The 22,693-nt window shown below is 63.1% G+C and carries 21 protein-coding genes and 1 pseudogene; 11 read left to right on the forward strand and 11 right to left on the reverse strand.

What is annotated here, in order from left to right; all coding sequences use genetic code 11:
- Positions 1-167: 167 nt before the first annotated feature.
- The 4 genes from N5D20_RS08120 to N5D20_RS08135 all read right to left on the reverse strand — a co-directional run bounded on the left by N5D20_RS08120 (position 168) and on the right by N5D20_RS08135 (position 2,838).
- Positions 168-1,025: a replication initiator protein A gene (locus tag N5D20_RS08120; RefSeq protein ID WP_016448840.1), complete on the reverse strand. Its 858-nt coding sequence runs from the start codon at positions 1,023-1,025 to the stop codon at positions 168-170.
- Between the two features lie 26 nt (positions 1,026-1,051).
- On the reverse strand, positions 1,052-1,333 hold the full coding sequence (locus N5D20_RS08125; protein ID WP_003294091.1) for a helix-turn-helix domain-containing protein: 282 nt from the start codon (positions 1,331-1,333) through the stop codon (positions 1,052-1,054).
- Positions 1,334-1,416: 83 nt separating this feature from the next.
- The gene (locus tag N5D20_RS08130; RefSeq protein WP_003294092.1) at positions 1,417-2,178 is read right to left on the reverse strand and encodes a DUF2285 domain-containing protein; all 762 of its coding nucleotides are present in this window, start codon (positions 2,176-2,178) and stop codon (positions 1,417-1,419) included.
- Positions 2,179-2,487: 309 nt separating this feature from the next.
- On the reverse strand, positions 2,488-2,838 hold the full coding sequence (locus tag N5D20_RS08135; protein WP_016448841.1) for a DUF2958 domain-containing protein: 351 nt from the start codon (positions 2,836-2,838) through the stop codon (positions 2,488-2,490).
- 238 nt (positions 2,839-3,076) lie between these two features.
- Here N5D20_RS08135 and N5D20_RS08140 point away from each other — a divergent pair, with 238 nt between their 5' ends.
- The 3 genes from N5D20_RS08140 to N5D20_RS08150 are packed head-to-tail and all read left to right on the forward strand — an operon-like array spanning position 3,077 to position 4,809.
- Complete coding sequence (locus N5D20_RS08140) at positions 3,077-3,367, forward strand: helix-turn-helix transcriptional regulator (RefSeq protein ID WP_034399567.1); 291 nt, start codon at positions 3,077-3,079, stop codon at positions 3,365-3,367.
- An 8-nt stretch (positions 3,368-3,375) separates the two neighbouring features.
- Positions 3,376-3,939: a TIR domain-containing protein gene (locus N5D20_RS08145; protein ID WP_016448843.1), complete on the forward strand. Its 564-nt coding sequence runs from the start codon at positions 3,376-3,378 to the stop codon at positions 3,937-3,939.
- 33 nt (positions 3,940-3,972) lie between these two features.
- Positions 3,973-4,809, forward strand: a complete 837-nt coding sequence (locus N5D20_RS08150) for a macro domain-containing protein (RefSeq protein WP_024162204.1) — start codon at positions 3,973-3,975, stop codon at positions 4,807-4,809.
- A 106-nt stretch (positions 4,810-4,915) separates the two neighbouring features.
- Here the strand turns inward: N5D20_RS08150 and N5D20_RS08155 are convergent, their stop codons facing one another.
- The 5 genes from N5D20_RS08155 to N5D20_RS08175 form a co-directional block, all read right to left on the reverse strand.
- Positions 4,916-5,230, reverse strand: coding sequence for a DUF736 domain-containing protein (locus tag N5D20_RS08155; protein ID WP_003107092.1), 315 nt, complete (start codon positions 5,228-5,230; stop codon positions 4,916-4,918).
- An 810-nt stretch (positions 5,231-6,040) separates the two neighbouring features.
- On the reverse strand, positions 6,041-6,790 hold the full coding sequence (locus N5D20_RS08160) for a hypothetical protein (protein WP_054660124.1): 750 nt from the start codon (positions 6,788-6,790) through the stop codon (positions 6,041-6,043).
- Positions 6,791-7,108: 318 nt separating this feature from the next.
- On the reverse strand, positions 7,109-7,318 hold the full coding sequence (locus N5D20_RS08165; protein ID WP_074197644.1) for a hypothetical protein: 210 nt from the start codon (positions 7,316-7,318) through the stop codon (positions 7,109-7,111).
- The gene (locus N5D20_RS08170; protein ID WP_057505644.1) at positions 7,315-9,363 is read right to left on the reverse strand and encodes a ParB/RepB/Spo0J family partition protein; all 2,049 of its coding nucleotides are present in this window, start codon (positions 9,361-9,363) and stop codon (positions 7,315-7,317) included. Before N5D20_RS08170 ends, N5D20_RS08165 begins: the two co-directional genes overlap by 4 nt.
- A gap of 78 nt (positions 9,364-9,441) precedes the next feature.
- Positions 9,442-10,266: a DUF932 domain-containing protein gene (locus tag N5D20_RS08175; RefSeq protein WP_016448847.1), complete on the reverse strand. Its 825-nt coding sequence runs from the start codon at positions 10,264-10,266 to the stop codon at positions 9,442-9,444.
- A 606-nt stretch (positions 10,267-10,872) separates the two neighbouring features.
- Between N5D20_RS08175 and N5D20_RS08180 the strand changes: the two genes are divergently transcribed.
- Together N5D20_RS08180 and map are read left to right on the forward strand one after the other, a co-directional pair.
- Positions 10,873-11,085: a ParD-like family protein gene (locus tag N5D20_RS08180; protein WP_016448848.1), complete on the forward strand. Its 213-nt coding sequence runs from the start codon at positions 10,873-10,875 to the stop codon at positions 11,083-11,085.
- A pseudogene (gene map / locus N5D20_RS08185) lies at positions 11,082-11,848 on the forward strand (type I methionyl aminopeptidase). Before N5D20_RS08180 ends, map begins: the two are co-directional and overlap by 4 nt.
- A 46-nt stretch (positions 11,849-11,894) precedes the next feature.
- On the opposite strand, the gene N5D20_RS08190 reads toward map, so the two are convergent.
- Complete coding sequence (locus N5D20_RS08190) at positions 11,895-12,245, reverse strand: DUF2958 domain-containing protein (protein WP_016448850.1); 351 nt, start codon at positions 12,243-12,245, stop codon at positions 11,895-11,897.
- Positions 12,246-12,525: 280 nt separating this feature from the next.
- A complete protein-coding gene (gene radC / locus N5D20_RS08195; RefSeq protein ID WP_016448851.1) occupies positions 12,526-13,035 on the reverse strand; it encodes a DNA repair protein RadC in 510 nt (169 codons plus the stop codon).
- 438 nt (positions 13,036-13,473) lie between these two features.
- Between radC and N5D20_RS08200 the strand changes: the two genes are divergently transcribed.
- The 6 genes from N5D20_RS08200 to qatC are packed head-to-tail and all read left to right on the forward strand — an operon-like array spanning position 13,474 to position 22,691.
- Complete coding sequence (locus N5D20_RS08200; protein WP_016448852.1) at positions 13,474-14,568, forward strand: hypothetical protein; 1,095 nt, start codon at positions 13,474-13,476, stop codon at positions 14,566-14,568.
- Positions 14,568-15,464 carry a hypothetical protein gene (locus N5D20_RS08205; protein WP_016448853.1) on the forward strand — a complete coding sequence of 299 codons (897 nt, stop codon included), beginning with the start codon at positions 14,568-14,570 and terminating at the stop codon, positions 15,462-15,464. The genes N5D20_RS08200 and N5D20_RS08205 overlap by 1 nt, the downstream gene beginning before the upstream one ends.
- 9 nt (positions 15,465-15,473) lie before the next feature.
- Entirely contained in the window at positions 15,474-18,512 is a 3,039-nt protein-coding gene (locus N5D20_RS08210; protein ID WP_054657731.1) for a DEAD/DEAH box helicase, read from the forward strand.
- The gene (gene qatA / locus N5D20_RS08215; RefSeq protein WP_016448855.1) at positions 18,509-20,443 is read left to right on the forward strand and encodes a Qat anti-phage system ATPase QatA; all 1,935 of its coding nucleotides are present in this window, start codon (positions 18,509-18,511) and stop codon (positions 20,441-20,443) included. The genes N5D20_RS08210 and qatA overlap by 4 nt, the downstream gene beginning before the upstream one ends.
- A complete protein-coding gene (gene qatB / locus N5D20_RS24715) occupies positions 20,443-21,327 on the forward strand; it encodes a Qat anti-phage system associated protein QatB (protein WP_034399569.1) in 885 nt (294 codons plus the stop codon). Before qatA ends, qatB begins: the two co-directional genes overlap by 1 nt.
- On the forward strand, positions 21,324-22,691 hold the full coding sequence (gene qatC, locus N5D20_RS08225; protein ID WP_016448857.1) for a Qat anti-phage system QueC-like protein QatC: 1,368 nt from the start codon (positions 21,324-21,326) through the stop codon (positions 22,689-22,691). The genes qatB and qatC overlap by 4 nt, the downstream gene beginning before the upstream one ends.
- Positions 22,692-22,693 lie beyond the last annotated feature (2 nt).

Raw genomic sequence — 22,693 nt, forward strand, 5'->3', positions numbered from 1 at the left:
ACTAAAAGTTAGAGAAATTAAGTTAGGGAAGTTAGAGGGCGGGGAAACCCAGTGCTGGTGCGGGTTTGCGGCCGATCGGCACGCCTGATAGCACGATAGTCCCACGCCCGATAGCACGATACCCCGCACGCCTGATAGCACGACACCATTCACAGGCTCTCCCGGAGTTATCCCCGTGCCGTATGCGGCACGGGCCGGAACGTCAGCAGTTCCATGCCGTTGTCCGGCATCCTCTCGATGCCCAGGACGTAGCCGGGCAGCGACTGCCGCGCGACCAGCGCGCGCAGGTCGCAGGCGAAGTCGTAGGGCTTCGCAGTGCTGCCGGACTTCTGGTGCAGGTAGCGGAAGTCGAATTGCCAGCCGTATTCCTGCTTGCCGCCGTGCTTGCGCACCAGGCGGTACAGCCACCGCTCGATGCCGCCGGTCAGCCGGAAATACGCCGGGTCGATGGTCAGCACCAGGGCGGCGTCGAGCACGCCGGCGTAGAACCAGTCCGGCAGGATCAGCTCGATGCCCAGCGGCGTGCCGTTGGCATCGGCCAGTTCCTTCCATTCGTTGATCCACGAGAAGCGATGCAGGCGCCGCCCGGTCGTCTCGCGGATGGACGTGGCCACCGTGGTCGATTGCAGCCGATCCAAGGCCGCTTTGAGGCGCTGGTAGTCGCGCAGCGACTTGCCGCGCCCGATGAAGCGCAGGATCTCGTAGGGCGTGGCGCGCATCAGCCGCGAGGGCCGCAGGCCCGCGTCCTTCGCCTCCACGATCTGCGAGGCAGCCCAGATCAGCACGTCCGCATCCCAGATCGTGGCGATGCCGTGTTCGGCCGTGCCCTCCACGCGGATCGTCACGTTGCCCGCACGGAAGTCGATGGGCTTGACCCGCTTGGACTTGCCGAGCGAGAAGAACGGATAGGCCATCAAGTCCTGGCTGTCGCGCGGCGCCATGTCGCCGGGCAAGGCGCGGAACAGGTCGAGCTGTTCGCGCTCCTGCAACGGCCGCTGCCGAGACGGCAGCGCGGTGCTGGACATGGCGATGGCCTGCCGCGCGCCGCCGATCAGCGCGCACGGCTGTCGGCCAAGTGGTGCTCGGCGTATTCGGGATCGGAGGTCGTCTCGAAGCTGCGGTCGGCAGCCCAGGCATCGAGGTCGGCCACGGCGTACATGACACGGCGGCCGAACTTGCGAAAGCGCGGGCCACCGCCAATCACGCGCTGCTTTTCCAGCGTGCGCGGCGATAGGCGTAGGTACTCGGCGGCTTCGTCGTTGGTGAGATAGCGTTGAGGTTGCGCGGCAGCGGTCGAGACAGTGGCGGCAGGCCGCAAAGGAGCGGGACGCATGGTGTGAACCTCCATCGTTTGAAAACGCCCGGCCACACAGCGCGACCGGATGGAGGCAGTCTCAAGAAGCGAGAGGTTTCCGATCAGGGCCGTTTTGCGTCCGCATCAAAACGACCCTTCTCAAGCGGCGGAAGCTGTGCTAATCGGCGATAGCCGCCGCGCATCAGCGCATCGCCGCGCCGCACCAGGCGGCGCACCTTGGAGCGCAGGCCGCCATCGCTGTACCAATCGGCCACGGCCTCGGCACCGAACAGCCCTTCGCCGACATCGCGCAAGGATGCGCCCGCCAGGGTCGCGTCGAGCGCCTGCAAGGTGTGCAGCTCCAGCAGCGCGGCAGGTGTTGGCCTGGGCTTGGCGTCGGCCAAGGCTGGGCCGTGCGTATGGCGACGCGCATTCGCGGCAGCGCCGCCGCGATGGGCATAGGCCACGGCCATGCCGTCTTCCAGGGCGGACGCCAACGCGAAGCGCAGGCAATGGCCTGGGCTGCGCGCGATCAGCGCCAGCCCCTTGCCGTCGTGGAGAAGTTGCTTGTGGCCGGGGATGCACCAGAACGCGAAGGTGGCGGCATCCTGCGGCGGGTCGGCATCGGGATAGAGCTGCACCACGGCCGCATGACCAGGCAGCCAAGCGGGATGCGCGTCACGCGCATCCAAGGCCGGGTCTTCCAGCAGGCGCAAGCCCCAGCGATGCGCTGCTTCAGGCCGGCGATGACGGCGCAGCCAGTCAAGCCGGTAGTCGGGATGCCTGCGCAGGTACTCCCAGGCGAGCGCGAGCGTATCCAGCCAAAGGACGTACAGGTAAGCGGCAGTCGGATACCAATGCGCGACGTGATGGGGATCGACCATGGCGCAACCTCCCTGCGAACAGGACAGGCCGCCACGGCAGGGCTACGCGCTACTTCGCCATCATCAGAACGTCATGGGGAAAAAAGATAGTTGGGACTGTCAAGACCGATTGGCTCCGATGCGTTGCGGTAGTTGTCTCAATGCTGCGGCGGCAACGCCCCGAGGTGGGGCGCCGTACAGACCAGCCTGCCGTAGCCCGCGTCGGGCATCATGTCTATTTGGATCAGACTGGTGCGGCTGCGCCGCAAGAATGCTGATTGAGACCTGCCCGGTATGACACCAGACTGAAAAAGTCACAGTGGGCTGTGCTCAGTCCGGGATAGCCCCGTCTTGCTCGGCCAAGCAGGTGTATTCCGACAGTGTGCGCGTGGGCTGGAAATAGAGATCGCGCATCACGGGCTGCTTGCGTGGCCCGACGATGCCGGCCAGCTCGGACAGCTTGAAGGTGCCTTGCGCCGGCATCCCGATCCCCAGGTCGATGAGGCCCCAGGCGGTATCGCCATCGACGGGGTCGAGCGCGGCCAGCAGCCAGGTCACGTGCGCGTCCGGCGTGAACAGGCGCACCACGGGCACCGGGTCGATGGCCCGGCCAGCGGCACGGGCCGCGCCGTTGGCGAGCAGTTGCGCGCGCTCCGGGGCGGTGGTGAGTGACTGGGGCATGGTCGGCAATCCCACAAATCCAATGATGCACAAATGCTGTTCCACGTCGAAGCGCAGAACCGCGAAAACGGATGTACGCCTTCGTGCGCAAGCACGGATGCGGTTCTGTGGCTTTGCTGGAACCCGTCGATACGGATTTCCGTAAAGGCACGAAAGCGGAGAACAACAATGAACACTATAGATTGTAGCCCTATAGAGCGCAATGAGTTGTCATCTTGGTTTTTCAGGGGAACCATAGGTGGCGGCTCGGTACTCATTGGCGAAGGCTTTGAAGACAGTCAGGAAAGCGCGTGGCTTGAGCCAAGAAGCGTTTTCGGACGTGTCGAGCCGCACCTATATGAGTACCCTGGAGCGCGACCTTAAAAGCCCGACCTTGAACAAACTGGCCGAGCTGTGCGAGGTGATGGAGATCCACCCGCTCACGCTGCTGACGCTGGCTTACGCAGGCGACAGCACGCGCAAGGCCGACGAGTTGCTGGCGCAGGTTCGCCAGGAACTTGAGGCGGTATTGAATTCAGACGGAGATTGAGAAGCGCCATGGCATATCGAAATGGAAACTACACCGCCTTCTACGTTGCGGAGCCATTCCATCCCAGCTCGCTGGGTGCCAATGCGACAAAAGATTTTCAATACTACAACACCCTGCGGATGTGGAAAGGCGCTGATGCGACGTTCCCCTTTGTCGATTCGCACGACAAAACTTACAGCGTCCGCGACGGCAGCGATTGGGAATACACCCTGAAGCCGAGACTCAGGGAGCGCCTTCGGAACTCGAAGAACATCATCCTCATCTTGAGTTCGATCACGACGAATTCCCGTGCCCTTCGAGAAGAAATCGACTACGGGATCAACGACCAGGGGCTACCCGTCATCGTCGTCTACCCTGAATATGCCACCAAGGAAAGCCTGCTGGTCGGTGGATCATTGAAGCAGGCGGTCAAGAACCTGTGGGGAAATCTTCCCGTATTCCGGGATTCGATGAGCAAAATCCCTACGCTTCATGTCCCAATGAACAAGGAACTCATAAAAAAATCCTTGCAGGACGGCGAGTTCATGGTTGGGAGCATGAAGGCCCCAGGCATCTACAGGTACAACCCATAATCAATCGACATATCGGAGCGAATGATCCACGTCATGGCGAAGGTCAACTTTTTTGATAGGCGGGTCATCAAGAAATTCCTTGAGATCACCGCTGTCATCAGCGGTACGCTGTCATTCGTAGTTATTTTTGTTGACGTCCCTACCGAGTGGAAGCTGAAGGCTGGCTTGGCCTTCTTAGTAATACTGGCGCTCACCTACTTGGTGATATGGCTCTGGTCGAACAACCTGAATAGTATCGACATCAATGTCGAGGGCAGCGATGTCGCGATCAAGACTGGAGACATTTTCCAGCAGCCTGGATTGAAGGCAATCGCCTTCAATGAGTATTTCGACACGCAGGTTGATAACAAGATAATTGGCGAGACTTCCCTCAACGGCGTTTTCATCCAGAAGCATCTCGGCGTCCCACTCTCCGAACTGGACCGCCACATCGAGGAATACGCTTTTGATATCAGCGAAGTGCTGGATGAGAACGAGGCCAGGAAACAGGGGAAGAAGAAAAGATATCAGATAGGCACGATCTGCCTGTACAAGGACTACCTCCTGACCGCGTTCTCCAAGTTCGACGAGAACAACAAGGCGCTGCTAACGATGCCGGAGTACCTTGAGTTTCTCATCAATTTCTGGGACAAGGTAAACAACGTCTACGCCCAGCAAAGCGTATCGACCACAATCTTCGGTTCGGGAATCACGCGAATCAAAGGACACAAGAACATTTCCGACGAGGATCTCCTGAAGATAATGCTGTGGACGTTCAGGATCAGCGAAATGCGATTCAAGTATCCCGCGAAGCTGACCATCGTGATCCACAAAGATAAGATTGACCAGATCAATCTTCTTGACATTAAATCCGCTAGGAACGGCGTGTAATTTCCAATAGCGGTTCGGAACGAGCCTGCTTCTCATAGGTGCTGACTGGATAGGTGCTGTACCAACAGCACAGCGCCCCGCCGCGATGGGCGGGGCGCTGCGGCGGTCACGCCGCCTGGGGCTTGCTGCGCGACCAGATCAGGTCGTGCGTGCCGTCCTCGCCTTCGATCAGGCGGGCATAGACCGGAGCCGGGAACGAAGGATCGTCGAGGGTCACGGACTTGTATTCCCGCCCGGCCTCGCTGGTCTTGTTCCATGCCGCGCCGATGTCGTGGCCTGCGGCCTGGAGGCGGAAGTCGGGGGCGTTCTCGCTGCTGCCCTTGTCGTTGGGAACCAGCTTGACCTTGACGTTGAGCGTCAGGGTGCGCAGCGTGCCGGTGAAGCCGTCTTTGTCGGTGGTGAAGGTGCCGATGTTGGCCATGATGATTTCTCCTTTCGGTTGAACAAGGTTCGCGCCCATCGCGTCCTTGTTGTGATCCGGCCGGCGGGGGACGGGCTGGCTGCACCGCTTGCGGTCGAAACGCAGTGGAGAACCGGAAGGTGAAAAGAATTTGCTGCGCGAGGAAGCCGCGCAGCGGCGGGGAAATTGTTTTCGCCGGACGGTTGCAGCCATGAAGCCCGAGGCGCAGCCGCGCCCCCGCCAGGATTCACAACGAGACAAGGACGCCTTGGGCCGAACCGCTCCGAAAGGAGATAGGGCCGGCTCGCCCCCCCCCGCCCGAAGGCATCTCCGGCACGCCCCCTGACGCGGGCCAGGTCAACCACCCAACGACAAGCGAGAACGCCCTTGCCGCACCTTTCGGCGCAGGTCTTGAGGCGTGGCGTGGAAGCTCCATAGCGATGCCGGGCGGGTTGTCCGTGAACCGTCCTTCGTGACGTGATGGGCAGGAACCGCCAGCGTTGAGGACGGCACGCATCCGCACAACCTGCCGCAGCAAGCGCCAGCGTGTTTGCCAGCGTTGCGACCATCGCGGCGGGGCGCTGGCCAGGCCGATCCAGCGCAGCCGGTTCGGCCGCATCGAAGATGCACCAAGCATCGCGCGGCGGGGATAGCCTGCAAGGCTTTCCCCTGGAGGCAAGCGCAGCGCCGCAGGCGCGCAGGCGCGAAGGCGTGAGGGATTGAAGCCGAATGGCCGTGACGGCAAAGACGGCACGGGACGCAGCCCGAAAGCCCGGCGGCGCATAAGTGCCGCCACGCCCTGTTCTCGCCTCACGAACTGGCTCGAACGCTCTACAGGATGAAGCTGCCTTGGTCGGCGTAACCGTGCGGCTCAATCACCACCGCGGCCACTCGCGCCTGCACAGCACGCTTGCACGAGAATTCCTCTCCGCCATCCTGTATCCAAGCGCCGAGCCGACGTTCCAGCCAGCCGTGCGCGCACGCCGCGCCGTCATCCAGGCCGTCGTTGAAGTCGGCTTCGACCTGCTCATTGCGCGGGTCAAGCAGTACGTGGATCGCCAACTCGTCGCCGCTAATCGCGGCGACAGCCGCAGTTGCCGGCAGGCCGTCGAAGGTGAAGCGGTACAACCCGCGCACGCCGCCTCCGTTCGTCGGGTCGGCGCCGGCCCACCAGTCCTCGCCCGGGGACAACCCGAACAGGCGCTGTTCCAAGCCGGCGTTGATCGCCGCGACCATCAGGTTGCGCCATGCGTTCCAGCGCACGCCGCGCTGCTTGCGCAGCGGATAGGTCTTGAACGGCGAGTAGGAACGGTCCAGCTCTGGTAGCAAATGCAGGTCATCTGGTGCGTTGTAGCCCAACTGCCGCAACCGCTGGATCGCGCGTGCATTGCTCGGTTTGCTAGCCTCGGCAGTGGCGCGACCGCCGAGTGCGGCGCGCAGCGCCGCATGGGTTCTGAACCCGAGCGCGGCGGCTACGACCTCGCTCATATGCGCGGAACGGACGCCGCTCACGCGGCGCTCCGCCCGCTGTTTGAGATTGCGGACGGCGGCCTCGGAAACAAAATAGGTAGATGCAGACATGCCAAATTCCTCTGTACATGGCCGATGTCTGCCGATTACGCATCGACCGAAGGAATGGGCACGGTCAACGTAACGAATGAAGCGGTATAGAACGTCGTTTAACCCGGCAGCAGGTTCAGCTAGACGCGGCTGTACGCTCATCATAGCGACCGACTGCCGTGAAGCAAGTGCGCGGGAGGAATCCCGCGCCGCCCTGTCCCCGCCTGGCTGAAGGCGGCGACGGGGCGATTTTGTTTTGGACGTTGGAACCGGGCGCGGCCACCGCCGCGCCCGGATTTTGGAACAGCCCCCGGCTCAATGTGCCGGGGGCTGCCGCTGCTATTCCTTCGTCTCGATGAGCCACCACACGGCACGCGGCAAGGCGCGGCCCGTGATGGGATGAATGTCGGTGAGGTCGGCGCAGGCCATCCAGCCCGAGGACGGGCGATAGCCGCGCACGTCGCCTTCACCATGCCAGCGGCGAGCGCGTACCGTGCCGGGGGCATAGGTCGCCGCCATGCGCGGGCGGCTGTTTGTGGTGCGGGTCAAGCGGCCAGCGCCTCGGCGGGTTCATCCGCCATTGCTTCGGCATCCTCCGGCGCGTCCTGCTCCGGGCCTTCTTCCTGCGCGGCCTCCTGCGGGTCTGCGGCCTTGAAGATGGCGGGCATCCAGCCCGTGCCATCGGCCAGCCGTTCCGCTTCGCTGGCAATGTCGGCCTTCTTGAGCTTCGCCAGCCGGTTGACCTGCTCGGGCGCGTACTCGCCCACGGCATCCAGAATCGCGGCCTTGGAAACGTGCTTGAAGTAGCCTTCTGCGGTCGGCTTCCACCATGCGGCCATGTCGAGGCCCACGGCCTGCGCTAGTTCCTCGCCGCGCTGGTGCGTCGTGGCGCGAGGCGTCACCACGTCTACCGTCGCGGCCACGCAAACCGCCAGCAGGCGCACCAGTTCGTCTTGCGAATTCACCAGCAGCGCGGCGAACAGTTCGGCGCTGTCCTCCGGCAAGGCTTCACCGGCCACCTGTTGCAGTTCGCGCAGCGCCACGGCGGCGGGCGATTCCGGCCAGTCCGGGGTCATGCCTTCCAGCCGGTCTTGCGCCGTAAGGCGCACGCCCAGCGGCAGGCCATCGCCGTAGGCGTCGGGCTGCAAGACGGTCTGCACCATGCCATGCACCAGCGCGGCCAGCGCGACGTGCGGATGCCGTGCGACTTCGATTTGCAGCGCGGCGGTGCGGTGGGCGCTCAACCGCTGCGCCAGCCGGTCGGACAGGCTCGCGGCCTTGGGCGCGTCGTCGTCCTCGCGCTCGTCGTTGGCGGCTTCGCCTTCGGTGCCGCCGAAACCGCGCCGCAGCTTGTCGAGCGTGCGCAGCGCCTTGGCCTCGGCCTCGCGCAGCAGGCCGCGATGAATGGCGGCCTCGCCGTTGCGGTCGATGGTGACGATGGCACCGGCCACGTCGCGCACCTCGGGCGCATAGCCTTGCAAGGCGTCCTCCGCGTCTTGCAGTTCCCCGATCACCTGATCGCGCCGCTGTTCCAGCTTCTCGGCCTTGGCCTCGTCCTCGGCGTCGCAGGCATCTTCCAGTTCGGCGTCGATCTTTTCGAGGCGGGTTTCCAGCGACGCGATGCGGCGGGCCTCGCGGGTCGTCGGCTCGCGGCGATGGCGCGGGGCGTTCTGGAACGCCTGCCGTTCCTCGTAGGCAAGATGCGGCACGGCCTCCACCCATGCCCAGCCCTCGGCGCGCACGTCTTCTGCCAGCGTTTCCAGCTTGTCGCGCACCAGCGCTTCCAGCACTCCGGTATCGGTGAGGTAGGTTCCGGCATCGCCTTCGGCGAACAGGTCGCGGCGGATGCCGCCGCCTGCCTGCCGGTAGGTGTCCAGCCCGACGAAGCGCACCAGCGCATGCGCGGCGTCGATTTCGCGCTCGGTCAGGCGCTCGCGCAGCTTGGACGGGCTGCGCTGCCATTCCGGCGCACCATAGAACGCGGCTTCCTGCGCGGCGTGGTCGTCGGTGATGGTCAAGGCCATCAACTGTTCCAGCGTCACGCCACCGGCCCGGTAGTCGGCCATCAGGCGCGGCGAGACGTTCGCCAGCTTCAAGCGGCGCTGCACCACCAGCGGGGACACGCCGAAGTCGGCGGCAATGTCCTCGATGGGTCGGCCTTCCTTGACCAGCGCGGCGAAGGCCGCGAACTGGTCGGCGGGGTGCATGTTCTCGCGCTGCACGTTCTCCGCGAGGCTGACGGTACGGGCCGAAGCATCGGGCACCAGCAGGCACGGCACTTCGTAGTCGGCGGGGATGCGCTTCTTCTTTGCCAGCAGCTTCAAGGCGGTCAGGCGGCGGTCGCCTGCGACGACTTCGTATTGCTCGCCATCGGCGGCGAGGATGACGATCAGGTTTTGCAGCAAGCCGATGCGGGCAATGCTCGCGGCCAGTTCGGGGATGGACTGGCGCGGGGTCGTGCGGACGTTGCGCTTGGAGCGGCGCGGCAGCAACTGCGAGAGGGGAACCAAGATCAGGTTCTTGGTCGGGTCGGCCACTTCCAGCGGTGCGGCGGCTTCGATGGCGACGGCTTCGGTTTTGAGTATGGCGTTCATGGTGATTTCTCCTAGCGGTTGGGATGCAGCAGCGAGAAAAGCGGCAAGGGCTGCTGCCTGCCCCTGCCGCGTGGGGATTCAGGCTTTCAACTGGCGCAGGCCATCGGCCAGCAGCCACAGGGCGCGGTTCAGGCGCACGCTTTGGTCAATGCCCTGCACGGGCCGGGTGGTCTGGCGGCGGCCATTCGCGGCGCGGGCGGACAGGCCGCCTTTGGTCAAGTTCTCCTGCGTGCGGTTGAACACGCTCCACAGGTCGCGGCGGTCGTCGTCATGGCGGCGCGGCATCAGGATTTGCGATTCCGTGATGGGCGCGGGCCTGTCCTCGTCGTACTTCAACGCCAGCGCAGCGCGGGCGAACACTTCCGATTCCCCGGCGTCGAGCGTGATGGCGCGCATGGCATCGCGGGATTCCTGCGCCCGGTCGAAACCGTGCAGGACTTCGTAAGCGCCTTCGATGACGTGCCCGGCTACGTCGCCCTTGTGGGGCACGCGCACGTCCGCCACGGTGTCGCCGCAGACAAGGCCATTGCTGCAGACGAAACGAAACATTCCGGCCAGCATCTGATAGCTGCTGGTGCCGTCATGGGAGTTCAGCAGGATGATTTCGTTGGCCTCGCGGCCGTTGATCTGGCTGGCGTGGCGCAGCCGGATCATGTGCTTGGTGTAGTCGCGACGGTCGTCGTGGCGCACGCGGGTTTGCGTCACCATGAAAGGCTCGAAGCCTTCCCCGCGCAGTTCTTGCAGTACGGTCGCGGTGGGGATGTAGCTGTACCGCTCGGAGCGGCTTTCGTGCGGTGCCTCCGCAAAGATGGACGGGGCCACGGCCCGGATTTGGTCGTCGGACAAGGGACGTTCCGAACGCAGCACCGGTGAACGGGAAGCGAAGCGGGATGCGAGTTGCATGGCATTTCTCCTGACAAAGAAAAAAGGGGTTGCTGTTCACCGCACACCGGATTCCTAGATTCGGAAGCCCAGCCTTTCGGCTGTTCGGTGCGGTCGGCACGAGGAACCCGGTTGGCCCTGTTGCCACCGTCTTTCCTGAGTTCATCGCCCGCGACGGTCAGGAGCGCGCGAACGGGTGCCGTCAAGGAGGCAAGCGCAGGGTTGGTGCGGCCCGCAGCGCAGCGAGGACACGGCCCTGCGCGCCTTGACGGCACACGGGCGCGGGCTACAGTCGCGGTGAAGGTGATGAGGTCAGGGGAGACGGCTGGACAAGGCAACGGCCATCCCACACGCCGACCGCACGGCAAGCGAAGCGCGCAGGCCCGAAGCTGGAAGCCGGGCCGGAGGCGTCAGCCGAGCGGAGCGAGGGGACGATGGAAGCCCGTCAGGGGCGAGACGCCGCAGGCGGCTCGATGCGCCACGCGCACGACAGCGCGACCGGCCATGTTTCTTGGCCGGGGACGCCCGGACTTCTAGGCCATCGGCCTCAGATCGCGTCAGAAGGTCACTTGCGCCACCAGCAGGGTGAACATATGATTCATATATGTTTCATATAAACCAAAGCTCATGGGCATAGTGAACATCGACGACGATCTGCACGATCAACTGCGCAAAGCAAGCGCCGTGTCGTGTCGGTCGATCAACGCGCAGGCGGCCTTCTGGATCAAGATCGGCATACTGTGCGAAATGAATCCGACGCAGAGCTTCAACGAGATCGTTGCTCGTGAACTGCGGGCCGCAGGCGTTGTGGCACAACCTGTCAAGATGGGATCGGCATGACCAAGCGACCGGAAGAAATCGCGCTTCTGGCAGATTCGGGCCAGTTGTTGGCGCAGGTGTTCGGCCATCTCGATCGTTGGATCTGATCGGCATGTCCACCATGCAGATCAACGATCTGGTAGATGGCCTCATCGTCCATGAACTCAATGCACGTCCAGCCAGCAAAGGCCAGTACGGCTACGCCTATGCGCTCAACGCCTCCCGCAACAACGTGGTCTGCCACGGTGTGCCTTCCGCTGCGGACATCCTGCAAGATGGGGACATCGTGAACTTCGACATCACGCTGGAGAAGAATGGCTACATCGCCGATTCCAGCAAGACCTATCTGGTGGGCGAGGTGGCGCTACCGGCCAGGCGGCTCGTGCAGACGGCCTATGAGGCGATGTGGAAAGGCATTCAAGCCGTCCGCCCAGGTGCCACGCTCGGTGACGTGGGGCATGCCATCGAGCGGCACGCCCGCAGGAATGGATATTCGGTGGTCAGAGAGTATTGCGGCCACGGCATCGGCCGTGAAATGCACGAGGAGCCCCAGGTGCTGCACTGGGGCAAGCCACGAACCGGCTTGGTATTGCGCGAAGGCATGGTGTTCACCATAGAGCCTATGGTGAATCAAGGCCGGCGGGCCGTTCGGACGGAAGACGATGGCTGGACGGTCGTCACGTGCGAAGGGCAACTGTCCGCTCAGTTTGAGCACACTGTGGCCGTCACCGCGAGCGGTATGCGAGTCTTGACCTTGCGCTCTGGCGAGAAGAAGCCGCATTGAGCTAAGCTAGTGGATAGGAGCGCCTTGCGGCGCTCCAAGGGCCAGGTCAGACAGCGATCCGCCCGGCCAGCCGCGCATCGCGCGCATAGGCGCTCAACCGCTTCTCGGCGCGGAACGACAGGTCACGCTCGATCGGCAGGCCCAGCCAGCCGCGCACCGTCGCCAGCTCGCCCAGGCTGACCCAGCCGATTTCCGGCTCTCCCAGGCCCGGGTCGCAAAGACCGAAGGCGCGGTCGTGGTCGTCGGGATCAATCTCGGTCAGCAGCCAGGTCGCGCCGGCGTCCGGCGTGAACAGCTTGACCACGGGCGCCGGATCGAAGTCCGCGTTCTCCAAGGATGCGCGGCCGTTGGCCAGCAGCACGATGCGCTGCTCGTCAGTGATGAGTGCGTTGTTCATGGTGAACTCCTGAAAGGATGCCGGGCGGAATTGCCCGACCCTTCCGGGGCACGGCGCAGCGCAAGCAGTCAGGGGTCAACGACGGCCGCCAGGCCGCAAGCGCCATCGGCGCGCAGCCCTTGACGGCGAGCACGCCGTGGCACGATGAAGGGAACAGCAAGACCGCCTCCCTCACACCTCCGCGCACCCCAGTTTTTGACAAGTGCGCAGCACGCGCAGGCCCGCGAGGGCCGGAGTCGCGCCACCAGGCGCAGCAAAAAGGGGGCCGAAGCCCCCTCGGTCAGATCAGGCCGCGTTCGGCGAAGGACATGGTGCTGCCGCCCGCCACGACGATGTGATCCAGCGTGCGGACATCCACCAACGCCAGCGCCTCCTTGAGTCGCTGGGTCAACACCTTGTCGGCGCCGCTCGGCTCGGGATTTCCGCTCGGGTGGTTGTGCGAAACGATGACCGCCGCCGCATTGAGCCGCAGCGCCTCCTTGACCAACTCGCGCGGATACACCGATGCGCTGTCGATGGTGCCGCGGAACATCTCCGCGTACTCGATCAGGCGATGCTGCGTATCGAGGAACAGCACCGCGAACACTTCGTGCTCGAAGCCAGCCAGCTTGGCGCGCAGGTACTCCTTGACTGCCGCCGGCGAACTGAACGAGGTACCGCGCTGCATCTTGTGCTCGATGGCCTGGCGCGCGGCCTCCAGAATCTGGTCTGCCGTCGCCAGCAGGTAGCGGCCTTGTGCATCGCGCACCATCAGCGAGGCATCGAACGAGGAAAAGGACAGTTGCGACATGATCGCGCTCCGGTTGCTCGGGCGGAATTGCCCGGAACCGTGGCCAGCACGGCGCAGCGCAAGCAGTCAGGGGTCGCAGACGGCCGCCAGGACGCAAGCGCGCACAAGCGCGCGCCGCCCTTGACGGCGAGAACGCCGTGATACGGTGAAGGGAACAGCAAGACCGCCCCACTCCCTCGCACCCCGGCCCTTGGCAAGCGGAGCGCGCAGGCCCGCCAGGGCGGAGGCGCCAAGGATCAAAGCCGGATGGCCGCGACTCGGCACGAGGCGTGGGGACAGCCCGCGAACCCGACGGCGAAACGCCAGAACGCGCGACAGGGGCTTAGTCGAGCCCCGGCAGGAGGCCATTCTTCACTGCGCAGTAAAAATTGCCATTTGGCCGAATATTCGGTAAGGTACCCATATTTACTGAACAGCAAACGAGCCACCACTGCCCGCATGTTTGAGTCCAGCCTGACCGAACAACAGTTGATTGCGCGCTTCCTTGACGCCCTGCGGGAGCTTCCGGAGGTGGAGGCCGACTTCGACCATTGGGAACCCGTCGGCACGCACGATGACCGTGGGTACGATGCTCAGGTCGATCTGCACGTCGCCGGCAAGTCCTTCGTCCTACTGCTTGAAGCCAAGAAGGCCGTCTTTCCCCGAGATGTGCGCCAGGTGATCTGGCAGCTTCGGGCGGCGAGCCACGAGAGGCCTGCTGGGCACGGGGAAAAGCCTTTGTCGTTCCTCGTCGCCGAATCCATCTCCCCAGGCGCGAAGGAACTACTCCGAAGTGAGCGCGTCGGCTACTACGACAGCGGCGGTAGCCTGTACTTGCCTGCGCCAGGTGCATACCTCTATATCGACAAACCGCCACCCAAGGCCCTGGCGAAGTCGGTGCGCACGCTGTTTACCGGACGGCGCGCCCAAGTGCTTCACGCCCTGTTGGTCCAGCATCAAAGCTGGTTCGGCGTCACCGAGTTGGCACAGCAAGCCATGGTGTCGCCCGCCACCGCCTCGCAAGTGCTGACCGAGTTGGAACGCTTTGACTGGCTGGAAGCGCGTGGGCAGGGTCCGAGCAAGGAGCGCTACCTACGGGAGCCGGCAGCCTTGCTGGACGCATGGGCCAAGGAACTTGCAACTATCCGTCAGCCGACCCTGCGCCGGTACTACGTGCCAGGCGCGAAGGCCGATACGCTGATGGCGCAAATCGGCCAAGTCTTCGACGCGCACGACGTCCAGTACGCAGTCAGCCACGAGGCCGCCGCGCAGCGCTATGCACCATTCCTTTCCAGCGTCTCCCAGGTTCGTATGCGGGTGCTAATCGGTGCGAGCGCCGATGCCTCGATCGGCGACCTCGATGCGCGCGTCGTCAACGAAGGCGCCAACTTGGCCGTCATCGAGGCCAAGTCGCCGGGAGAACTGCTGTTTCGCGAGAAGGTCGATGGCCTGTGGCTGGCGAGCCCCATTCAAATCTATCTCGACCTGTTGCGCGGCGAAGGCCGCTCCAAGGAAATGGCCGGACACTTCCGCAAGGAAAGGATCGGCTTCTGATGGCCAAGCCTGCAACGTTCGACGGCTACAGCGACCAATACACGGCGGACTGCGAGCGTGTCCTTGTAACGCTGCTGCGCGGTCTCGGGCCGTGGAAGGATTCGGTCTACCTGGTCGGCGGGCTCACGCCGCGGTATCTCGTCGCCGCGCGACCGCCTGTGGTGCCGGCGCACGCAGGCACGCTGGACGTTGACATCGTAATCGACCTGCAGATCCTGGCCGACACCGAGGCGTATCACACGCTGGAGGACAACCTCAAAAAGATGGGCTTCGAACGCGCCGAAAACGACGTGGGGAAGAAGCTCTCGTGGCGTTGGCAGACCCGCACCGAACATGGCGCGCTGATGGTGCTGGAACTGCTCGCGGACGCGCCGGACATCGCCGGCGGCAAGGTGCAACCGCTGCCGACCGAAGGCACGATCTCAGCCTTGAACATACCGCATTCGTCCATCGTCTTCGACCTGCACCAGATTACCGAAATCCAGGCCGAGTTGCTGGGTGGCAACGGCGTCGCTACCGAGAAGATCAAGCATGCCAGCCTTGTCAGCTTCACCTGCTTGAAGTCCTTCGCGTTCGACCAGCGTTTCGAGCGCAAGGATGCGCACGATCTGATTTATTGCATCGAGCACGCACCCGAAGGCATGGACGCTGTAGCCGAAGCCTTCCATAACGAGCGAAGTGGCAAACATGGCGCCGTCATCGAGGCTGCGCTGACGATCCTGCGCAGCCGTTTCACGAGCGACGATAAGACCGAGGGCTATCGCAAGGATGGCCCGGTGTCGGTTGCCAAATTCGAGCTGGGCGAAGGCGATGAATCTGAGCAGCGCGAAGCGCGGGCGTTGCGGCAGCGGCAGGCCAGCGACGTAATCGAACAACTCCTTGCGCGGATCGAATAAGGGGTGCACATGGCGATCAAAGCAATCTTCGTAGGCATCAACAAGCACCTCGATAGCTCCATACCCGAATTGAGCGGAGCGCGCCGTGACGCCACTGCGTTGTGGGCATTGTTCACCGACACGGTCGAAGGTCTGAGTGCCCGTCTACTGGTGGACGAAGCCGCGACACACGCGGAAGTTTCGGATTCCATGCTCGGCACCTTGGCCGCCGCGAGCGCGGATGACGTGGTGGTCATCGCGTTCGCTGGGCATGGTTCTCCAGACGGCAATCTGGTGTTGTTCGACACGGACGCCAGCGACCTCGCAGGAACAGCCTTGTCGATGGCTGGCTTGGCGGATACCTTCAAGACGACGAAGGCCCGCGCGGTCCTGTGCATTCTCGATTGCTGTTTCAGCGGCCAGGCGCCCGCGCGCGTGCTGGAGACAGCAGCGCGTCCACGCAATGCATTCGCGCTCACCGGCATCTACGGAGAGGGGCGCATCCTCCTAGCCGCCTGCGCAACCAACGAATCAGCATGGGAACAACCGGGCACCGGGCACGGGCTGCTCACCCACGCCGTGATCGAGGCCTTGACTGGCGCAGCAGGCGAATCAGTCAGCTTTCCTGAGATCGCAGGAGAGATCATCCGGCTCGCGCGCGTCGAAGCGGAGCGCATCAGCGTCACGCAAACGCCCGTGTTCCTGGGCAGCGTGCGGGGTGGACTGACGTTCCCGACGCTCAAGCGCGGCGACAACTACGCCGCGGCCTTCCCCGCAAGAGCCGTGCAGCAGATGTCGGGACCGTTCGCGGAGTTTTCTGCCCACGGCTTCCCTCCAGAGATTGTCGAGAAATGGGCAGCGGATTTCCCGCAAGGCCTCAACGCGTTGCAACTCAGGGCGGTCAACGAGTTCGGCGTGCTCGGTGGCAACTCTCTCTTGGTCGTCGCGCCCACAAGCTCCGGCAAGACATTGATCGGCGAAGTGGCGGCGATTCAAGCCGTCACCTCCGGCAAGAAGGCGGCGTTCCTATTACCCTACCGCGCACTGGTCAACGAAAAGTTCGAGGAGTTCACCGAGCGTTATGCGGCCGCCGGTTTGCGTGTGGCCCGTTGCAGCGGAGACGCTACCGATGGCATCGGACCCGTCCTGGCCGGACGCTACGACTTGGGATTCTTCACCTACGAAACCTTCCTCAACCTCGCACTCGGCTCCCCTCGCCTTCTGAATCAACTCGGTCTCGTCGTGCTGGACGAAGGGCAGTTCATCACCGACCCGCAGCGCGGCATCACGGTTGAACTGATCTTCTCGCTGCTCTTGCGGGCGCGCCAACGAGGCATCGAGCCACAGCTCGTAATCCTCTCGGCGGTCATCGGCAATCTGAACAGCTTTGACCGCTGGCTCGGCGTTCCTCTCCTACTGTCGCGCGAGCGGCCTGTGCCGCTGGTCGAAGGCGTGCTCGACCGGCGCGGTACATTCCAGCACATCGATACCGATGGGAGCACGAAGACCGAGGCCTTGCTGCCTTCACACCGCATCGTGCAACGCCGGGACAAGCCCAGTTCCCAGGACGTGATCGTGCCTCTGGCACAACAACTGGTGGGACAGGGCGAGAAGCTGTTGATCTTCCGTAACATGCGCGGTCCGGCCCAAGGTTGCGCGAAGTACCTTGCCAAGGAACTGGGTCTGCCACCGGCTACCGCCATCCTCGACGTTCTGCCGACCCAGGACCTGACCGGCGCCTCACAGGACTTGCGGGAATGCCTAGCCGGCGGCACCGCTTTTCACAACACCAACTTGCTGCGCGCAGAGCGCGAGGCGGTCGAGAAGGGGTATCGCAGCGCCACGGGTGGTATTCACGCACTTGTCGCCACGACGACCTTGGCGGCCGGCATCAACACCCCGGCATCGACGGTCGTGCTCGCCGAGAACGAATTCGTCGGTGAAGATGGCCGACAGTTCACCGTGGCCGAGTACAAGAACATGGCGGGTCGTGCCGGCCGGCTGGGCTTCAACGAGACTGGCAAGGCAATCATCTTGGCGAATACGCCGATGGAACGTGCGCAGCTTTTTCAGCGCTACGTGCTCGGCGTACCCGAGGACGTGAAGTCCTCCTTCCAGCAGCGCGACCTGCCGACATGGGCATTGCGCCTGCTTAGTCAAGTGCGCGGCGTTCGCGCCGATGAGATCCCGGGGTTGCTGGTCAATACGTTCGGAGGATATTCGGCGTCGCGTGCGAATCCGCAATGGGTCGCGATGGTGGAGCGAGACGTGACCACGCTGGTCGATCGCCTCCTGCAGGCGGGACTAGCCGAGCGCGAAGGCAATCTCATTCACTTGACGCTGCTTGGCCGTGCCTGCGGTTCTTCGTCCTTGTCATTCGAGTCGAGCTTGCGCCTAGTCGAGTTGATGGGACGCCTGAATGTGGCGCAGACGCCGCCCAGTCACATCTTGGCAATGGTGCAGGTGTTGGATGAACTGGACGCCATCTACACGCCGGTCATGAAGAAAGGCCAGTCAGAGAGTGTGCGCGCTGGCGAGGTAGCGCAGCGCTTCGGGCATCAAATGCCTCAAATGCTGCAACGGTATTGCCGCGACCAGATCGAGTTCTGGGCTCGCTGCAAGCGAGCTGCGCTGCTGTATGACTGGATTGAGGGAACGCCCGTTGACGTACTGGAGAAGCACTACTCCACGACCCCATTTGGCGGTGCCATCGGATACGGCAACATCATCGGCATCGCCGATGCGACGCGCTTTCACTTGCGCTCCGCGCATCAGATTCTCGCGGCACTCTTCCCCGATCAGCCCGATTTCCTCAAGAGCTTGGACGAGATTCTTCAGCGGCTCGAATTCGGGTTGCCCTCCACCGCCCTGCTCCTCACGAGAGTCTCGGTGCGGCTGACGCGGGGCCAATGCCTGGCACTGTTGTCCATCGGTGTCCACAACGCGGACGGCCTGGAGAACCTGGACGATGATCGGCTGCGCCGCTGCGTCGGAGCAGGCACGGCCGCACTATTGCGCTCTCAGAGTAACGTGCTGGCGATGCTGGATGAACAGGGAGGAGACGAGTGATTCTGACCGATAACGAAACCAAAGTCGATCTGCTGAACAACGAGGCGATTGCCAGCACGATCATCGAGCTGCTTCGTGCTAAGCCCGACCATCCAGTGACGATCGGCGTGCACGGCGACTGGGGTGCGGGTAAGTCCAGCGTGCTCGAGATGATCGAGGCCGGCTTCGCTGACCAGGACGATGTCCTGTGCCTCAAGTTCAATGGATGGCGCTTCCAGGGCTTCGAGGATGCGAAGATCGCCTTGATCGAGGGGATCGTTACGGGCTTGGTCGAGAAACGTCCAGCCCTAAAGAAGGCGGCAGTAGCCGTCAAGGATGTCTTCCGTCGCATCGATTGGCTGAAGGTCGCCAAGCGGGCCGGTGGCTTGGCGCTAACCGCATTTACAGGCATTCCGACGCCCGAACAAATCGGAGCCATCGTCGGCTCGCTCGAAGCGTTGATGGCAGACCCTTCCAAGCTCGTCACTAAAGAAAACCTCTCGACAGCCATCGACGAGGTGAAGGCCGTGTTGAAGCCGGGTGAGTCCAAGAATGTGCCGGAGGAAGTGGAGGCTTTCCGAAAGGCGTTCGACCAGCTTTTGAAAGATGCAGGTATCAAACAGCTCGTTGTCCTGATTGACGACCTCGATCGCTGCCTGCCCGACACAGCCATTGAAACCCTCGAAGCGATCCGGCTGTTCGTGTTCACTGCACAGACGGCATTCGTCGTCGCAGCCGACGAGGCGATGATCGAATACGCGGTGCGCAAGCACTTTCCCGATCTACCCGACAGCACCGGACCGAGAGACTACGCCCGCAACTACCTCGAAAAGCTCATCCAGGTTCCGTTCCGCATTCCGGCCTTGGGAGAGACCGAGACGCGAATCTACGTGACGTTGTTGCTGGCTGGCGCCGAGGTCGGCGAGAACAACGCGGACTATGAAAAGCTGATCGCCGTGGCACGGGAGAATCTGAAACGGCCTTGGACCAGCGGTGGTCTGGATGCCGCGACGGTCAAGACAGCGCTCGGCAAGCAGGCCGAGAAGGCGAACAATGCACTTGCACTCAGCGACCAGATCGGCCCCATCCTGGCGAGCGGAACCAAGGGCAACCCGCGCCAGATCAAGCGCTTCCTCAACACGCTGTTGTTGCGCGAGCGCACCGCGAACGCGCGCGGTTTTGGCGACGACATCAAACTACCCGTGCTCGCGAAGTTGATGCTCGCGGAACGCTTCATCCCAAGGTTGTTCGAGCAAATTGCGTTCGTTGCGGCAATCCATCCGCAAGGCCTGTGCGAAGACCTTGAAGCACTGGAGAAAAGCCTTGCGATAGCTAACGATAAAGATGGTGAGCCCAAGGGGCAGAAAGCCGCCGAGCCCGCCCCTGCATCCGACAACGCCGTGTTGACTGAGTGGAAGGCGTCGGAGACGGTACGCGACTGGTCGCGCCTCTCGCCGAAGCTGTCTGGACTCGATCTGCGCCCCTACCTGTTCGTGACAAAAGACAAGAAGGATTACTTCGGCCCGGTGTCGGTGTTGGGTCACTTGGCTGGCGTGGTCGAGAAGCTGTTCGGCGGCAAGATGACCGTCCAAGGCTACGAAGCCGAATTGAAGCAACTCGTGCAACCCGAAGCCGAGAAGGTGTTCGAGGCTGTGCGCAGCAAGATCATGGGCACGGGCGCTTTCGACACCAGACCGGCAGGTGTCGATGGTCTCGCCGTCCTTGTGAGGGCGCAGCCCGGCCTCCAGAGCCGGTTGATGGACTTCCTGGAGGCACTGCCAAGTGGCAAGTGCGGGCCTTGGGTCGTCAGCGGCTGGCAAGGCGTCATCAAAGACACCGAATGCGCGACTCGCCTGACGAAGCTGCTCGGAGACTGGAGCAAAGTCACCGGCAATCCCGGCCTCAAAGCCAGCGCCGAAGCGGCACTCAAGGATATGAAGGGAGGGCGCTGATGGGAACCTCGACAGCTTACGGTGGCCCAGGCGGCGGGACACCACTCGTCCCGTCATGGCTGGGCGACGCAGGTGGCGGTGGTGCCCCTGCCGCCCCTCCGGGCGATAGTGCAGGCCCTGACGGCCAGCCGCCTGCGGACGGCACCGCGCCACCGGCGCCGCCGAATCGCCCGCCTATTCCCAAGACAGCGGACCCGCAACGCTTCTCTGGCGCGCGCAACAGCTTCACTCGATTTGCCGGCTCCGGCGGCAGCGATCGAGCCAGTCTGGGCCGAGCCGTCTCCAGATACGTCTCAACGTCCGCCGGGGGCTCGCGCCAAGCTGCCCAACGCATGGGTGCATCTCGGGGAGCGGGCGCGCGGCTCCTTGGCTTCTTGGCCGATGCGCAAGCGCGGGGGGTGCGTGAGGCCTTGCGCGCCCTGGATCTGGAATCATTGGCAGGCCGCCCGATCACTGAGATTTTCGTGGGCCTGGCCGACTACGTCTGCCCAGGTGCGGGCACGGTTGATGAAGGCATTGCCCGCGAGGCTTACATCGAAACCATCGTTGAACTGGCGAGCGAAGGACTCACCGATCTGACCACGTTTACCCCCGATCAAATGCAGACGGTATTCGAGCTGTATGCCACCCATGCGATCGAGGCGCGCATCTGCAACGACATCGGAACCAAAGCCGTAACCATGCCAACCGATGCGCAGGCTGCGCATCGCGTCGAGCAACAGTTGCGCGACTTCATCCGAGGCGGAGTGAGCGATGCACTGACGCGAGCACGGGCGGAGACACCCAATCTCACTCCAGAACGGATTCAAGGCTTCGTGGACGCTGTGTACGAGTCCGCATTTGCAATCTTGCAGACCCTCGGCGACGCAGAGGCCAATCAATGAAGCGACAACTCCTGGCGGGCCGCTTTGGCCCAGACGACCGCTTTGATGTGACGGCGGGCGTCGATGAACAGACGACTTACCTGCAACTCGTCGCTGGCGAGAAATCCTTAGACCACGGTATCGGAGGCGCGCTCACGAGTCTGAAGAAGATCGGCGTGTTTCCTTCGGAAATCGGCATCGACCTGATGGTACTGGCCGCCCATGTCCATGCGGCCGATACTCGCATCTCTCGCACTGAACAGTCCCAAGATTCGTGGACGCGCGAGATACGGTTGGTCGTGCCGGTCAGCGACCCGGCTCGCTGGAGCGCAGCAGCGCCTATCCTCAAGAAGTCTCTGGACTTCTTGACGGGCGATCGCTGGACGATCGGCTTCAGGGCACGTCCAGATCGATTCGCGGCAATCGCCCAAGCGGCGCCCCCGAGTTTGATCGCTCCTCCCTTCGATTCCGTCAGTCTGTTCTCGGGTGGACTGGATAGCTTGATCGGAGCCATCGACCTGTTGGAAGACGACGCCACTCCCCTCCTGGTCAGTCACTTCGGTGAAGGTGCAATCAGCGACGCGCAGGGCAAGCTGTTCACTGATTTGAGAAAGCACTACGCAAAGTCCTCTTTTGAGCGGCTGCGTGTAGGCATGACCTTCAAGAAGGGCCTGGTGGCGGATGTTGGTTCCGAGGACAGCACGCGTGGCAGGTCGTTCCTGTTCTTCGCACTCGGCGTGTTTGCGGGCACTGGACTTGGGCACCGTTTCGTCCTGCGCGTCCCCGAGAATGGGCTGATCGCGCTGAATGTGCCTTTGGACCCCCTGCGGTTGGGGTCAAACAGTACCCGCACCACGCACCCGTACTACATGGCAAGGTGGAACGACCTGCTTGTCGCACTCAACATAGATGGAGAGGTTCGAAACCCGTACTGGGACAAGACGAAGGGCGAGATGGCCGCAGCTTGCCGCAACTCAACCCTCTTGAAAGAGTTGGTGACGGATTCGTTGTCGTGCTCATCCCCCGCCAAAGCACGATGGCTCGGACATGGCATTGAGCACTGTGGCTATTGCTTGCCATGTCTGATCCGCCGCGCGGCGTTGATGGCGGCATGGGGTACTGGATACGACCCGACAACGTACACCGTTCCCGATCTTCATGCGCAGCCCTTGGACACGCGCCAAGCGACCGGAGTACAGGTCAGGTCGTTTCAGTACGCGATCGAGCGCTTGAGAGGCAAGCCGCAGCTCGCGAACCTCTTAATCCACAAGCCTGGCTCGCTTGCGGATGAAGCCGCGCACCTAGATCAGCTTGCCGATGTTTACCGGCGTGGCCTCGGCGAAGTCGCACGGCTCATCGACGGTGCCGAGGCGAGACCGAGTTGACG

Origin of the sequence: Stenotrophomonas sp. GD03877, assembly GCF_029840555.1 — a bacterium.
GTDB lineage: Bacteria > Pseudomonadota > Gammaproteobacteria > Xanthomonadales > Xanthomonadaceae > Stenotrophomonas > Stenotrophomonas geniculata.

What these genes read in the sequence shown, in the direction of transcription:
- N5D20_RS08130 (WP_003294092.1), bottom strand. Translation starts at nt 2,178, where the DNA reads ATGGTCGATCCCCATCACGTCGCGCATTGGTATCCGACTGCCGCTTAC.
- N5D20_RS08175 (WP_016448847.1), bottom strand. Translation starts at nt 10,266, where the DNA reads ATGCAACTCGCATCCCGCTTCGCTTCCCGTTCACCGGTGCTGCGTTCG.
- N5D20_RS08200 (WP_016448852.1), top strand. Translation starts at nt 13,474, where the DNA reads ATGTTTGAGTCCAGCCTGACCGAACAACAGTTGATTGCGCGCTTCCTT.
- qatC (WP_016448857.1), top strand. Translation starts at nt 21,324, where the DNA reads ATGAAGCGACAACTCCTGGCGGGCCGCTTTGGCCCAGACGACCGCTTT.
- N5D20_RS08205 (WP_016448853.1), top strand. Translation starts at nt 14,568, where the DNA reads ATGGCCAAGCCTGCAACGTTCGACGGCTACAGCGACCAATACACGGCG.
- N5D20_RS08160 (WP_054660124.1), bottom strand. Translation starts at nt 6,790, where the DNA reads ATGTCTGCATCTACCTATTTTGTTTCCGAGGCCGCCGTCCGCAATCTC.
- N5D20_RS08210 (WP_054657731.1), top strand. Translation starts at nt 15,474, where the DNA reads ATGGCGATCAAAGCAATCTTCGTAGGCATCAACAAGCACCTCGATAGC.
- qatB (WP_034399569.1), top strand. Translation starts at nt 20,443, where the DNA reads ATGGGAACCTCGACAGCTTACGGTGGCCCAGGCGGCGGGACACCACTC.
- N5D20_RS08135 (WP_016448841.1), bottom strand. Translation starts at nt 2,838, where the DNA reads ATGCCCCAGTCACTCACCACCGCCCCGGAGCGCGCGCAACTGCTCGCC.
- N5D20_RS08150 (WP_024162204.1), top strand. Translation starts at nt 3,973, where the DNA reads ATGGCGAAGGTCAACTTTTTTGATAGGCGGGTCATCAAGAAATTCCTT.
- N5D20_RS08120 (WP_016448840.1), bottom strand. Translation starts at nt 1,025, where the DNA reads ATGTCCAGCACCGCGCTGCCGTCTCGGCAGCGGCCGTTGCAGGAGCGC.
- N5D20_RS08125 (WP_003294091.1), bottom strand. Translation starts at nt 1,333, where the DNA reads ATGCGTCCCGCTCCTTTGCGGCCTGCCGCCACTGTCTCGACCGCTGCC.
- N5D20_RS08190 (WP_016448850.1), bottom strand. Translation starts at nt 12,245, where the DNA reads ATGAACAACGCACTCATCACTGACGAGCAGCGCATCGTGCTGCTGGCC.
- N5D20_RS08170 (WP_057505644.1), bottom strand. Translation starts at nt 9,363, where the DNA reads ATGAACGCCATACTCAAAACCGAAGCCGTCGCCATCGAAGCCGCCGCA.
- radC (WP_016448851.1), bottom strand. Translation starts at nt 13,035, where the DNA reads ATGTCGCAACTGTCCTTTTCCTCGTTCGATGCCTCGCTGATGGTGCGC.
- N5D20_RS08180 (WP_016448848.1), top strand. Translation starts at nt 10,873, where the DNA reads ATGGGCATAGTGAACATCGACGACGATCTGCACGATCAACTGCGCAAA.
- N5D20_RS08155 (WP_003107092.1), bottom strand. Translation starts at nt 5,230, where the DNA reads ATGGCCAACATCGGCACCTTCACCACCGACAAAGACGGCTTCACCGGC.
- N5D20_RS08145 (WP_016448843.1), top strand. Translation starts at nt 3,376, where the DNA reads ATGGCATATCGAAATGGAAACTACACCGCCTTCTACGTTGCGGAGCCA.